Consider the following 12858-nt stretch of genomic DNA (forward strand, 5'->3'; position numbering starts at 1 on the left):
AGAGTGTCAATATCAAATCTATGATTTTGTAGGGGTTTAAAACCCATTTGTTCAGATGCGACGCTCGAATACTCGCTAACGCTGCGCTATCGCGGACTTGCTAATGCTGTGCTATCTGCAATTAATACAGAAATCATAATAAATTCTGACTCCTGAATTCTGACTCCTGAATTCTTTTGTAAACCAAGCAGGGCGCCCGAAAAACTACCAAAGCCAACACGTGACAAAACCAGACCACCGAAACAGTTGAGCGATGAATAGTTTGTTTGGTAATTGGGCCAGCACCCTGAGAAAAAATTCCCTATTGCTGGTTCTTTCAATGGTGTTGCCAACGTTTGGAATTAGTAATTCCGTTTCGGCAGCAGAACGCATTTATGCATCTTATTCAGCTCTAGAGCTTTCGATTTCTGTGACAGCTTTAGAAAACTACGCCAAAACAGGTGCAATTAACGATGATTTAGCAGCATATCAACAATATTTACCTGTTGAAAAGCTTCAAGAATTGCGGCGGATTCTACTCAATCGTGTGAAAGTTAGTCCGGCAGTAGTTTCGCAACTTCTGTACACATCTCAAGGAGAATTTTTGCTGCATCGGTTGGCGCAAGTGATTAAAACCAAATCTCGTCAACCAGAATCAGAATTTGGTGCTTTGCGGTCAGCGCTGATTTTAGCCTCTGCTGAATCAGGAGGCTTAACACTTTTAAATGTGTTACGAAAATATCCTAGCAGCAGCATTCACCTTGATGTAGCGCAGACTTTCCAAATAGCTACAGAATTGGACAAACTTGTTAATCAAACCCATCGAGCGATCGCGGCAGTTTCTCAAAAGTCAAATATCGAAGCTGCTAGCATCCAACAACCAAATTTATCACAATTACCTAACTTACAAATTCTGGGAAAGTTTAAGTCACAAAAATATACGTTAAAGTTTTTTGATTCAAAGCGCGATCGGGTTTTATTAACTGATGTTTACATTCCCAAAATTAAAACTCGCGCACCTGTAATTGTGATTTCTCACGGCTTGGGTTTAGACAGCAGTAACTTTCAATATTTAGCTACTCACTTAGCTTCCTATGGATTTGCTGTAGCTGTTCCCAATCATCCTGCTAGCGATACTAAAAAATTGCGTTTGCTGTTGAATAAACACGCCAATGAACTAGCACAACCAAGTGAATTTAAAGACCGACCTTTAGATGTTACATATGTACTGAATCAATTGGAAAAAGCTAACCAATCTGATTCACGGTTTAAAAATCGGTTAAATGTGCAACACGTTGGCGTATTTGGTCAATCTTTGGGAGGCTACACAGCTTTAGCCTTGGCAGGCGCTAAAATCAACTTTGAGCAGTTAAAACAAGACTGTCAACTAGCAGAATTGGAAAAAACCTGGAATATGTCTTTACTGCTCCAGTGTCGCGCTTTGGAGTTGAATATTAATAACTCTGGCAAAGATTATAGCTTGCGGGATGAGAGAGTCAAAGCAGCGATCGCAGTTAATCCAATTACCAGTTCTATTTTCGGCCAAGCTGGCTTAAATCAAATCAAAACTCCAGTGATGATTGTTAGCAGTAGTGATGATACTGTTGCGCCGGCTTTATACGAGCAAATTCTACCTTTTTCGTGGCTGGAAAATCCACAAAAGTATCTTGTCATGCTTGTAGGTGCCACCCACTTTTCTACGATTGGTAACGCTAATACGACAAATCAACAATTATCATTACCTGCTGAAATGATTGGCGATGCTTCCCAAGCGCATCGTTATATGAATGTTTTAAGTTTGCCTTTCTTCCAAAGTTATGTTGCAGGAAAGCCACAATACGTTCGTTATCTCAATGCTAGCTACACTCAAACTATTTCTAGTAACTCTCTTGGTTTGAGCCTTGTTAAGTCATTGAATACAACTGAATTAGCACAAATGCTGGATATTCAAGGAGGTAACCCTTTAAAAAAAAAGTTCCTAACACCATAGTCAGCTTTGGATTTTGGATGCTGGATATTGGTGTTTCACTATTGAATGTGATGATTTTTATTTGATTGTTACTTAGGAAAATATAATGGAAAATCGAACCACAGAGGACGCAGAGGGCACAGAGTAATAAGAGTTTCAGAGATATTGTAATTAATATTGATTTTGTAATAACTTTTAATCTCTAATAGGGAGTAAATGAAATTTCAACATCCATCGGCGGGTTTGGCGTCGATGGTGAGGCTGTTTCAATCCCTAATAGGGAGTAAATGAAATTTCAACCCAAGACCAGTGGACATCTAGTTGGCGCGATTCTGTTTCAATCCCTAATAGGGAGTAAATGAAATTTCAACCAGTGGAATCACACAGAGTCAACTGACTGTGATTGTAGTTTCAATCCCTAATAGGGAGTAAATGAAATTTCAACCGCCGTAGCCTGAAAGACAGTTTATATAGGGTTTTCAAGGTTCGGTAGCGCGGACGAAGTAATCATAGCATGTAAAATTGATATTTGGTTTGAGGAAAACAGCTAGAACCTAGTCTGTGTAAGGTACGCGGGTACTTTCTTAGCTATTTTCCCCAAAACTCTTGCAGCAGGGGAACTTGAAGGTTACTTACTGCAATTTGGTTTTGAACATCTACCCATCCGCGCATTCACTCTAGTAATTTATAGCAGAGGGGGAAGCTGTGGAAAACCTTCCCCGAATTAGACAGTAAATTTCTTCTGCATACTTGTCCGCAAAATAAGATGAGTCAGTATTGAGTCCATTTCGCCTCGCGTCGTAACTCCAGGCGAATGAATCTGAACTAAAAAGCAAATTGCAAATGCAAGAATTTTGCAAAGCTGTTTTCTTCAGACCGAATCCGTGAAGTTTTAAATCTGGACGCTCTGACTTGATGGCAGCAAGTACCGGGTATACAAGTTCTGGTTGTTCGTTGCGCTTGCATATACTTCCAACACCTACCCAAGCGTTTGGTGGCAAGATTTCACCGTACATCCTTACATGCTCGACGTACTCATCAGGCTGATAGCCTTGAATTACTGGCATAACGTAGAAAGTTTTTTCGATGATTCGTGTCAGCGCCTTGTATCGGTAAATGGTAAAACGCTGATGTTCTAGAACGGTATACCCCGTTTTAGCCAAAACAAAGCTTTCACACATATAGTCTTGGGTTACGAAACCCAAAATGCGCTGGTTGTTGATTTGTAAGGCTTTACTTGCGTATTTTGGCAAGCTTCCCACTGGGTAGCCTCCATGAGAGCTAACAAGCGTAAATGCCCCACTGTCAACCAAAGCGCAATAAGAAGTTCTCAGTGCAGCGTAGTCGTGTAAGGCGTTAATGCTTACCATCACTGGGTGATTAGTGAGTCGCGCTGTCCAGGGCTTTGCCCCAACAAAAAAGATTTCCACAATTTCCCCCGCTGCTAGAAATAATTCTTTTTTTTGTCACGTCAAATTTTTAACTAGTTCTCTGAACAGTAGCCTTGCTGCTTTCGCTGCAATCCGATTTCTGACAAGCTTCGCTGGGCGACCGGCTGCTTTTTCAGCATCCATTTGACTCCCCAGATGCTGACCAATATCATTTTTCAGGCGCGATCGCCGAGGCTCAATGCGGGTGTAAACCCACTGCCATAAAGCCTTGCGACACAGGTCAGAACCGCCAATGACTTTAGTTTTCTTGCTGTCACCAGATGCTACTAGTGAAGGTGCAGCACCTAAAGCTTTTTGAAATCTCCGTAGTGAGAGATGCCGTTTAGTGGGCTTTTTGGAGTTTCGCCCCTGCCGTATCCTCACCTCTGGTTTACCATCTGCATCCAAGAATCCCTCGATGGGGTAAATCTGAGATATTAACACCGAAGAAAGGCGATCGCCGAAACCAAACTTTTTGAAAACTTGACAGTATGGTTCAAAGCGGGAGTCAGCAAGCAATTGCCGCAATTCTTGTTCAATGGCGTGTTCTTCGCATTGGAGATTGCAGATCCGCTTTGCGTGTTGGCGCACCGTGTCTGTAATCCCCAAGCCAGCCGTTTGAGCATAAAGCCGATCGTAGCGCGTAGACTTCCTTTCACCCGCTAACCAGCCCCATAGCAACGGAGCTAACCCAGATTCACCTCGAAGTGAGCGCACGTGTGCCACCTCTGGAAATTGCCAAGCCAAATCTTGTCTTGCTCGATTTATGATCGGTGATTGAACCCGGTTGAGATGAGCAAGTCTCAGCACCAGTTCACGAATTTTGACTATTGCTTGGTCACGAATTTGGACAAATCGACGTGGTTCAGCGTGATAGTCAAAGTAGTAGCAGGCGAGTGCTAAGGCATCGGCATCATCATCCTTGTCTGGTAGGGCCAGTTGATTAGCTCGATAATTTCGTAATTCCTTGTGACCGACCAGCCGGACTTCTACCCCTGCACGGGCTAAGTGAGTGCCCCAAAGCTTGCTGTAGTTATTGCCAGTTGGCTCCAATAGTGCAATGTCCGGCTTGAGCGCGAGTAGTTCTTGAATACCCCTTGCGTTGGCGCTAAAGCATCTAAACGGACATTCATAATAAAATTGACGTGGATCTTTCGGCTTTTCATTCAGCAGGCAAGCAGAAACTGAGGACTTGCTAACATCAAGTCCCAAAATTACAACCATTTAGTTCTCCTCTGGGTGGTTCAGTTTGTACCCTGATGCCATGCCTGCGAATCACCCGAAGGCCGTTGAGCCTAATTCACTCTCAAGGCAATAGCCGTCAGCGGGAACTGACGGCGACACAGGGAGGGAACAGCGCGGTCACAGCAGCCGAGCTTGCGAATGCGCGAAAGCCATTAAAGCTTGATTCGGCAAAAAAGCCCTAAGCTGCCGTGCAACGTGCTGTACGTCTGGTTTGGACTCCAGACCGCGACGCGATCGCGTTTACAATCGCGTTTCGCCGGTGAGTCAGTCCGGCTCATCAGGCTACATATACCCAGTTCCCTTGCAAGTTGTACATTTACTGGGGTTGCTGTCGTTGACGTAGGCATAAATTAATCCTGTACCCCAACAATCAGGACAACTTACAGTTTCGTCATAGTCTGGATCGTCTTCGTCTTTACCCCAAACTGTTGAGCAACTTTCACATTTATAAAAACCAAATGCTGAATCATGCCGGGTATTAGTCGATCCACAATGTATACATTTGGCTAGTTTTAAATCTGTTAAGTCAGTCATTGTGTTTCTTTTCAAAAATTACTAAGTGTATTATCGGTCTTAGGAGCTTCCCCGCCTTCAAAAGGGATATCATCGGGGTCTGGCTCTTGTGGTTGTTGTTGGCTTTCCTCATGCTTACTTTTGAGTTCGCCCAGCCTTTCTTCATAGTAAGAAATTCTCTCTCTAAGGCTATTAGCTCTAGATTCCAAAGTTTGAATTTGATTCACAATTTCCTTTTCTCTTGGCTCTCTAAGTTTGCGTTCAACTTTCTCCATAAGTAAAGAAATTGCTTCTTCATCATCTTCCCCATCGCCTATTTGAGCCGATAGTTCTAGATGCTTATTTTCAAAGTTTCCAATGTTTAGAACTCTTTTAAAGGTAATAGTTTTAACTTCCATGTTTGTGTGCTATTTTTTTTACCTGTTAACGTTTTGATGTTCGTACTTACTCAAGCGAATCTACATAAGTTTTCGCTGTCTCCATCGCGGCTTCATGTTCATCAGCCCAACCTCTTCTATCGATTTTTTGCCACGTATTATGAGCATTAGTATCAGCGGCAGACTTGGGGACATCCACTAATCCGGTATAACTCTCCAGGAGAGCATCTTCTGAATCTGCACTGTTACCAACAATAGTAAAAAGTTGTTTTCTACCACCCATTCGCTTGTCCCTCCTCTAAAATCTGTTGCAATTGCTGTTTGCCCTTTTCCCACTGTCCACCCCCCAGCCGTAACACCTTTTCAATGACGTAGGTTTCGCCCTTAACTTCAAGCAACGACTTCACAGCCAGATAGAAGCCTCTAGTGATTGAAGTTGAAGGTGAAGTTTCACCAGGGTGTTCTGCACTTGGCTCTTTATATAAGTGTTCTAGCGATTGGGTTAACTCTTGTTTGACTTCAGGCGGGTAAGTCGGCGCAGTACCGTAGACCTCATAGAGTGCTTGCTCTTGCTGTTGGGTGTGCAGTGCAATTTCAACCTGTTCTAACTCCTGGTTCATGGCTCGTAAAGCGGCGTTGCGGGCATCTTGCACTATCAGTCGCCGCGACTCACCAACTAGCTGCACTGATGCAGCTAGCGCCAAACTGTAACTGATACCCTTAGCGATCGCCGGAACTGGAGAAAGTGCAGTCAGCCAGAAAGCTGTTGCACTAGCTACAAGACAGTTGGTTTTTAGCCACCTATTAACCATGACAGCATTCCCCCCAAAACAATCGCTGATGCAATGGCAATCAGCAGTGCATAATAGTCAGGCTCGGATAGTTTCAGCAACGGTCTAACTGCATCGTCTGTCACTAGCGCAAGAGCTAACCCAGCAAAGGACATGATGTAGATAACCCACATCACCCGGAATAAAGCAGGATGCAGCGCCCCTAGCCAAGCCACAAAGCTAGAGGCGATACACCCCAAAAGGAACCAAGCCCCCAGGTGTACCGCCTTATCCATTAGTATTTGTCCTTGATTTTGGCTTTGAGTTCTTCAACACGTTTTTGGGCGTTGTTTTCGGCGCGGTCTAGTCCAAATCCCAAACGAGCGTATTCAGGACGCTGGGCGTGCAGATGTCTGGCGGTTGAAGCATCAGCGCGTTTTTTCACGAGTTCGTTGTCAGCAACGCCCTTGATATAACGGCGGTGTGCAACGTGTACCTGTGCATCAGCTTCTTCTAGTTTCTTGAGGGATTTATAGGCGCGTTTGGCTTGACGTGCTTCTTCCTTCTTCTGGGTCGCAACCTGTTTGAGTGCATCGGCTTCAGCTTTGTTGAAGTAGCGTGGTGTATGGTTGACGGGTGCTGTCCTAACAGTCTCCCAGGTCCCCGCGGTGACTGGGTTAATCACATTTGGATCTGTTGGAGCCAGTACCCGATTTTTATCTATGCCGTGACCACCAGATGCAAGTGAGGACTGATTATTGTTGTTGCTGCTAGATTTCCCAGCGCTGGTAATGCGTGCCAGTATTCCCATTGTTTACTCCTGTTTACTACTGTCTACAAACTTGGGTTTTGACATCTTGCAGCTGTGCCTGGTCAGCTTTCATTTGGCGCAGCTGCACTTGATCTGTACTCTGGTAGGTGGAAATTGCACCAATACTCAACCCTGCGACTAGTGCAGCTGCAAGCATGACTAAATATGCCGCAGTGTTGTTCTCTGCGGGTGTGGGTTCGGGGTCTGGTACTGGATAAAACTCGCCAGTGAACGGGACGACTTTACCCACTGGCTGCTGCTGTTTACTCTGCTTCATCTCCTCCCTCCAGTAGCATCGGCTCATATGTGGGCAAGAGTAGATGCGCGGTTCCACTGTTGATTGCAGCGCGGACTGAGGTTTGCACTATTTTCCTCTCTTCAGGGGTGGGATTGTCCTTCATCTGCTTGATGCGGTGCAACACGCGACCGGGTAAGAGTCGCCAGTATTGGCGGGCTAGTTGTTGTGCGCTATCTTCGAGCAGTGATTCAAGCAAATCGGGTGCATCGTCATCTGTATCAAAATTTGCATCGTTGTCCAATGCATTTTTCGGTGCGCGAGAACGCAGTAAGTCAATGCCTGCATCAGTCCAAAGTTTTTGACCGTGTTCATCTACAACCAAATGCACGTCAAGCTGAAAAACTTGCGGGTGACGACGCAACCAACTGCGGATCGTCGCTTCTTTAATTCCTGTAAGCTCGGCAGCTTCAGGAGTTGTGTACAGTTGTTGAGTCATGGTTACCCCAGCGAATTTGGGCGACTAGTGCTTCCAATAATCCTGCTTGTTCAGATGCGGGGAGTTTTGATTGCAAGTCCACGCTGAGAATGTAGATCTCATCGCGGGTTTCACCTTGCTCAGCTACGCAGAGGTGCGATGCAAGAGTCGAGACGAGAAACAGTTTCTCGCGCTTGCTCATCTTCTCGAACGTTGATCCATATTTCTCCTGCAATTCTTCCAGGTAAGAGCCGTCACCTGGGGTATAGCCTGTGTAGTAGCCAATTGGCTTGCTCATCGTAGTAAAATCTCCTTAACTATTGCAATTGTTGGCGATCGCACTCCGTAAGCGGCGATCGCCTTTTTACTTGTCTGTTATCCGTTCCACTGCTCAGATGCCTGAACATAAATTTGCTGCCAACCACGCCTTTCTGGCGGTTTAGCCAGGGTTTCGGCCGCATCTACGTTGTGGGGACAATCGGGCTTTTTCTCGTCTAGTTCGCCGAGAATCTTATGAAATTTCGCTGGATCGGCATATTGGGATATGTGGGGGATGTAGCGAATTTTTAATACTTCGTCGCTCATGGTTTTTGGTTACTAAGTCACGATCGCACTTTTGAAACTCCCTAGCAGGTCTTTACATCGCCTCACTGGCTACAGGCTGCTATCTCTGTCTGGTTGGGAGTTAGGTAGTCATCAGTCATTGAGCATCAGGTACAAGGTGTTTCCGTGCAAGGTGGCGCGGGTGCTTGCTCCATATTTGCCGCACAAGATGGTGCGGGGAAGCGGGTGTTATTGCGGCTTTACTTTTGGGTGAGACACTAGCAAAAGGCAGGCTTAATAGCTAAGCAGGTTTGGCCAGGCTCGTTGAGCCTGCCCTTTTGTTTACCTTATAACTAGCACTTTAGTGCAAGCCATCTGTACTGTCAAGTACTAAAGTGCTAGCACGATAGTGCTAACATGAATCCAAACTCACATGAAACTCCGACCTTGAAGACTCTTAGAGAAAGCGCTGATCTCACTCAGCCACAACTAAGCCAGCGTATGGGCGTAGGCATTCGCATTATCGGCGACTGGGAGAGTGGAAAAAAAATTCCCCGGTTTGACAATGCTGTTGCTCTTGCTCGTGAGCTGGGTGTGTCTCTAAAAACTCTTGCCAAGGCTTTCCGAATAGACGTAGAGGGTATACCAGATGACGAATAAATGAAAAGATGATTAGTTGACAAAAAAAAGCCCGCTCACTAGCACTATCGGCAGTGAGCGAGTTAATTACCAAAATGAATAATAACAAGATGAATAATAACAGGAAAGCAAAGAATACTCTAGACATTCAGATAAATTCTAGTGCCTTCACTACGAATAATTCTAACACAATAGTAAGTTTTTTGGGGACAGAAAAATGACACAAGGTATTTATAAATTTCCCCAAGAATCACCTAACTTTCAATCCAATTCAGATAGACTTCCACCATGCAATATAGAAGCAGAAGAAGCAATATTAGGTGGTATATTATTAGACCCAGAAGCGATTTATCGGATTAAGGATAGATTAAAACCAGAACACTTTTACATCAGTGCCCATAAAGACATTTATCAAGCTTGTTTGAGACTTTGCAACAAAGAGAAACCCACCGACATGTTGAGTGTCACTAGCTGGTTATCTGACCATGACATTCTGTCAAGAATTGGGGGTAGAAACAAACTAGCAACTGTAGTAGATAGAACTGTAAGCGCAGTTAACATAGATAGTCTAGCCGAATTAGTTATTAATGCATTTGTTCGACGTGACTTAATTCGTGTCGCCAACGAAATCAATAAATTGGGATATGAAACAGAGCTAGATATACCAGAGATTTTTTCAATGGTTGCAGAGAAAACTCGCTCAGTTATCGAACTTCCAATTGCGGCAACTAAGGATGAACATGAGCAATGGCTACACGATAGATTGCTCTCGGAACTGACAAGTATTTATACAACTTGTCCCCAACCATCCTTAAGACTTTTAAAACTCAAAAGACTAGCGGATGACCATCACCTTTCGATGGGATTCTTAGAACACTTCTACTTAAAAACTCTCATTGCTCAATGTACTAAATTACTCACCTACGATGAGTTAAGAGAGTTAGCGGGTTCCACAGTCAGAGAATGGTTATTAAACGGACTAATTCCTAAAAGTACAACAATCTTATTGGCATCAGACGGTGGAGTTGGTAAAACAAAATTTGCCTATGCAATTGGTAAAATCTTGATTCAAGGCACTCAATTTGGTTCATTCGTAACCACAGGTAAAAGGAAAATTCTCTACTACCAAGGAGACGAAAGCCCCGGCGACATGCTGCAAGCTTTAGATTCCCTGGGTTATTCAGAAAGCGACATCGGCGAACATGTTCGTGTCCGCTTTGGCTGGAGTGCTGAGAACATGCCAACACTGATCCAGGATTTAAAAGAATTCCAGCCAGAGATTGTCTTCATCGACTCGCTCTCGACTGCCAACCGCTTCTCTGTTTACCGCGAATCGGAAATGGAGTATGCCCGCCCGATTTTGGAGATGACCGGACTGGCTAACCAATACAAAACCACCTTTGTCATCATTCACCACACAAATAAAGAAGGGGGCATTCGCGGTACTACAGCAATTAGAAACGCTGTATCAGAAGTTTGGACGCTATCTAAAGACAATAAGGAGACAGCTACCGCCTACGACCGGATATTAGAGATCGACAAATCGCGATCACGCTCAAGCGGCAAGAAATACCGGATGTACTTTAATCCTGAAGATGTCAGCTTCACATTTCTGGGAGAAGAACCGGATCAGGGGTCAAACGTCTCCGAGCAGTCAGCCAAAGACGCGCTTTTAGATTTCTTCAGCAAGAACCGGAATATCAGGTTTACATCCAAGGAACTGGCTCACCTGCTGGGCTATTCAGACGGACACATTCGCAACTGCTTGTCAGGACTAGGAGCCGATGGGCTAATCTCAGCTGATCGCCGACCAGGGCAAGCGACCCAGTACTTTTTAGTTCTGGAGTCAGTGGCGATCATCCCTGACGATCACCCCACAATCACCCCCGATCAGCCACCTAAAAACCCTGAAAGCCTTGATAGTAATCAGTTAGGGGCTGGATTGCCTCAAAGTAGCCCAGAATACCCGATCACCCCCGATCACCCCACGATCACCCCTGACGATCACCCCGTGAACCAAGACACGGCAAAAGATACAGCCAAAGGTGATCGTCTAAGTACAGAAAAATCGCCAGAAAAAAAATCAGACTCAGAAAAAAATAATCAGCATTTTTCGCGATCAGCCGATCAGCATCAGCCAGAAGTCTTGCCAAGTAACGACTCTAGGGGTGATCGTGGGGGTGATCGTGGGGTGATCGTCTCCTGCGACGATCACCCCTCCCCTGCCCCCTCGGCTACAAAATCAGAATTACCCCTCCTGCCCCTGCTTGAAGAGAAAGGCGTTTACTGGAGTTCGTCGCTTAAACGAGAAGCAACAGTGTTCCTAATTTTTGACAGAATGTCTGAGGCTAGCTGTCAGGTTCCAGGGCGAGGCACAGTTGGCCTGCGGTTTACAGACTTGCAATCCTGTGAAAAATCTCCCCGGCACGACTTAAAAGTAGGGGATAAGGTTGTTATTCTGGTTGGTAAACACAATGAAACCTTTGCCACCATTATTGATATTCGAGCCGATGGCATCTGGCTTAAATCTGATGATCGCAAAAAACGATTAGCAAAAGCTTTTTGGCCTCACCAGCTAGCAAAAGCCTGACATTATAACTTGGCGGAGTGCTACTCGCAAGTATCGTAAATGCCTAGTGCTTGCGAATTCTCCTGCACCAGTTTTTGAAATTTCCGTAGCTCATCCCAGGTACGGCTGGTGATGTCTGGTTTTTTGGAATACTGGTTAGGGCGATACCCCTTGCGTCTAATCTTGGTGTAGCTGTCGATTGCTTTAAGAATCAAATCGCCTGTATTGACGTGTGACACGTCAATACCGCTGTCTATTGCTCTGGCATATTCCATAATTTTCGCTTCCAAAGCAACTGGTACTCGAATTGTTTTAGTGGGGCCACTTCGCCAGGTGCTACCAGTTCCCCAAGTACCGCTAGTGTGTCCGCCTTTATTCATAAAAAACTCTTTATTGACGTGTGACACGTCAATACAGCTTATCAGCTAAGCATAAAAAATGCGATCGCCAAACAATGAAAACAGGCGATCGCGACATTTACTCAAGTTTAAGATATTCGCACTAGTTGGTTTTGGCAGAAAAATCATAGTGCGTTGATTGCCCCCTTAACGCGATCGCTATCGATTTCGACATAGCGCTCTAGTGATTTGAAGTCTTGGTGGCCAGTAATCTGTTTAATGGTGTAAAGGTCAGTCCCGTTGCGGTGCAACTTCGTAATAAAACTCCGGCGGGTACTGTGGGTGCTGATACCCTTAACAACCAATCCAGCCCGATCAACGGCTTTTCTCAAAATTGCGTCAGCCCAACGAGCCGATATCGGCTTATCTTCTGGTGGTCTACTGGGGAATAGCCAAATAGAATCACCTGACTGGTATATCTTAAGTGAGTCAAAAAGAACCGGATGTACAGGCACTTGGCGAGTTTTGCGCGTACCATCGGGTGCCGCTTTACGAAACCTGGCAGGAAAGTTAATATACTCGCGTGGTGTACCGTCAGCGTTATAGCAGTCTGCCACCTTCAACTTGACCAACGCCCCCCAGCGTTCGCCAGTGTACCAGGCCAGATCTAGAAGCAACTTATATTTTTGATTGCGAATTTGGCTGCGAATTTTGGAGTACTCCTGGTTTGTCAAAACAGCGGCTTGACCATTTCGATTATTTTTCATATTCTTTTCGTCTGCGACCTGTTCCGGTTTAACCAGTTGCAATGGTTAAACCGGAATATTCCTAATTTTTAGTATTAGAAATATTCGCCTCAATCGTAATCAGAACAAGCATCACAGAGCATCAGCGCTTGTACTGCTTTTACATAAAAGAGGAAGATTTACATAAATTTCAATCGCTCATAAAACAGATTTATT

At 44.8% G+C, this 12858-nt stretch carries 17 protein-coding genes and 2 pseudogenes; 4 read left to right on the plus strand and 15 right to left on the minus strand.

Going from position 1 to position 12858, the window contains the following annotated elements; all coding sequences use genetic code 11:
- Nucleotides 1-86 precede the first annotated feature (86 nt).
- Nucleotides 87-320 (minus strand): hypothetical protein, encoded by a 234-nt coding sequence (locus tag ACM0OY_RS31505; protein ID WP_414572702.1) that lies wholly within the window; start codon nucleotides 318-320, stop codon nucleotides 87-89.
- Here ACM0OY_RS31505 and ACM0OY_RS31510 point away from each other — a divergent pair.
- The gene (locus ACM0OY_RS31510) at nucleotides 320-1969 is read left to right on the plus strand and encodes an alpha/beta hydrolase (RefSeq protein ID WP_414572703.1); all 1650 of its coding nucleotides are present in this window, start codon (nucleotides 320-322) and stop codon (nucleotides 1967-1969) included. The genes ACM0OY_RS31505 and ACM0OY_RS31510 overlap by 1 nt on opposite strands.
- Nucleotides 1970-2625: 656 nt before the next feature.
- On the opposite strand, the gene ACM0OY_RS31515 is transcribed toward ACM0OY_RS31510, so the two are convergent.
- The 12 genes from ACM0OY_RS31515 to ACM0OY_RS31570 all read right to left on the minus strand — a co-directional run bounded on the left by ACM0OY_RS31515 (nucleotide 2626) and on the right by ACM0OY_RS31570 (nucleotide 8392).
- Complete coding sequence (locus tag ACM0OY_RS31515; RefSeq protein WP_414572704.1) at nucleotides 2626-3378, minus strand: hypothetical protein; 753 nt, start codon at nucleotides 3376-3378, stop codon at nucleotides 2626-2628.
- Nucleotides 3379-3414: 36 nt separating this feature from the next.
- Nucleotides 3415-4602 carry an IS110 family transposase gene (locus ACM0OY_RS31520; RefSeq protein ID WP_414572705.1) on the minus strand — a complete coding sequence of 396 codons (1188 nt, stop codon included), beginning with the start codon at nucleotides 4600-4602 and terminating at the stop codon, nucleotides 3415-3417.
- Nucleotides 4603-4905: 303 nt separating this feature from the next.
- Nucleotides 4906-5157 (minus strand): hypothetical protein, encoded by a 252-nt coding sequence (locus tag ACM0OY_RS31525; RefSeq protein ID WP_414572706.1) that lies wholly within the window; start codon nucleotides 5155-5157, stop codon nucleotides 4906-4908.
- Nucleotides 5158-5168: 11 nt separating this feature from the next.
- Nucleotides 5169-5534, minus strand: a complete 366-nt coding sequence (locus ACM0OY_RS31530) for a hypothetical protein (protein WP_414572707.1) — start codon at nucleotides 5532-5534, stop codon at nucleotides 5169-5171.
- A 46-nt stretch (nucleotides 5535-5580) separates the two neighbouring features.
- Nucleotides 5581-5796, minus strand: a complete 216-nt coding sequence (locus tag ACM0OY_RS31535) for a hypothetical protein (RefSeq protein WP_414572708.1) — start codon at nucleotides 5794-5796, stop codon at nucleotides 5581-5583.
- Nucleotides 5786-6325, minus strand: coding sequence for a hypothetical protein (locus ACM0OY_RS31540; RefSeq protein ID WP_414572709.1), 540 nt, complete (start codon nucleotides 6323-6325; stop codon nucleotides 5786-5788). The genes ACM0OY_RS31535 and ACM0OY_RS31540 overlap by 11 nt, the downstream gene beginning before the upstream one ends.
- The gene (locus ACM0OY_RS31545) at nucleotides 6307-6579 is read right to left on the minus strand and encodes a hypothetical protein (protein WP_414572710.1); all 273 of its coding nucleotides are present in this window, start codon (nucleotides 6577-6579) and stop codon (nucleotides 6307-6309) included. Before ACM0OY_RS31545 ends, ACM0OY_RS31540 begins: the two co-directional genes overlap by 19 nt.
- Nucleotides 6579-7094 carry a hypothetical protein gene (locus ACM0OY_RS31550; RefSeq protein WP_414572711.1) on the minus strand — a complete coding sequence of 172 codons (516 nt, stop codon included), beginning with the start codon at nucleotides 7092-7094 and terminating at the stop codon, nucleotides 6579-6581. Before ACM0OY_RS31550 ends, ACM0OY_RS31545 begins: the two co-directional genes overlap by 1 nt.
- 16 nt (nucleotides 7095-7110) lie before the next feature.
- The gene (locus ACM0OY_RS31555; RefSeq protein WP_414572712.1) at nucleotides 7111-7371 is read right to left on the minus strand and encodes a hypothetical protein; all 261 of its coding nucleotides are present in this window, start codon (nucleotides 7369-7371) and stop codon (nucleotides 7111-7113) included.
- Nucleotides 7358-7828 (minus strand): hypothetical protein, encoded by a 471-nt coding sequence (locus ACM0OY_RS31560; protein ID WP_414572713.1) that lies wholly within the window; start codon nucleotides 7826-7828, stop codon nucleotides 7358-7360. The genes ACM0OY_RS31555 and ACM0OY_RS31560 overlap by 14 nt, the downstream gene beginning before the upstream one ends.
- Entirely contained in the window at nucleotides 7800-8105 is a 306-nt protein-coding gene (locus tag ACM0OY_RS31565) for a hypothetical protein (protein ID WP_414572714.1), read from the minus strand. The genes ACM0OY_RS31560 and ACM0OY_RS31565 overlap by 29 nt, the downstream gene beginning before the upstream one ends.
- A gap of 77 nt (nucleotides 8106-8182) precedes the next feature.
- Nucleotides 8183-8392 carry a hypothetical protein gene (locus ACM0OY_RS31570; RefSeq protein WP_414572715.1) on the minus strand — a complete coding sequence of 70 codons (210 nt, stop codon included), beginning with the start codon at nucleotides 8390-8392 and terminating at the stop codon, nucleotides 8183-8185.
- Between the two features lie 375 nt (nucleotides 8393-8767).
- On the opposite strand from ACM0OY_RS31570, the gene ACM0OY_RS31575 reads away from it, so the two are divergent.
- The 3 genes and pseudogenes from ACM0OY_RS31575 to ACM0OY_RS31585 all read left to right on the plus strand — a co-directional run.
- On the plus strand, nucleotides 8768-9010 hold the full coding sequence (locus ACM0OY_RS31575) for a helix-turn-helix domain-containing protein (protein ID WP_414572716.1): 243 nt from the start codon (nucleotides 8768-8770) through the stop codon (nucleotides 9008-9010).
- Between the two features lie 196 nt (nucleotides 9011-9206).
- Nucleotides 9207-9701, plus strand: a pseudogene (locus ACM0OY_RS31580) (DnaB-like helicase N-terminal domain-containing protein); the annotation flags it as partial.
- 237 nt (nucleotides 9702-9938) lie between these two features.
- Nucleotides 9939-11579 (plus strand): annotated as a pseudogene (locus ACM0OY_RS31585) (AAA family ATPase); the annotation flags it as partial.
- 20 nt (nucleotides 11580-11599) lie between these two features.
- Here ACM0OY_RS31585 and ACM0OY_RS31590 read toward each other — a convergent pair.
- Nucleotides 11600-11938, minus strand: coding sequence for a hypothetical protein (locus ACM0OY_RS31590; protein ID WP_414572717.1), 339 nt, complete (start codon nucleotides 11936-11938; stop codon nucleotides 11600-11602).
- Between the two features lie 143 nt (nucleotides 11939-12081).
- Complete coding sequence (locus ACM0OY_RS31595) at nucleotides 12082-12663, minus strand: tyrosine-type recombinase/integrase (RefSeq protein WP_414572718.1); 582 nt, start codon at nucleotides 12661-12663, stop codon at nucleotides 12082-12084.
- Between the last annotated feature and the right edge of the window lie 195 nt (nucleotides 12664-12858).

Source organism: Nostoc sp. CCY 9925 (assembly GCF_963920935.1).
Classification (GTDB): domain Bacteria; phylum Cyanobacteriota; class Cyanobacteriia; order Cyanobacteriales; family Nostocaceae; genus Nostoc.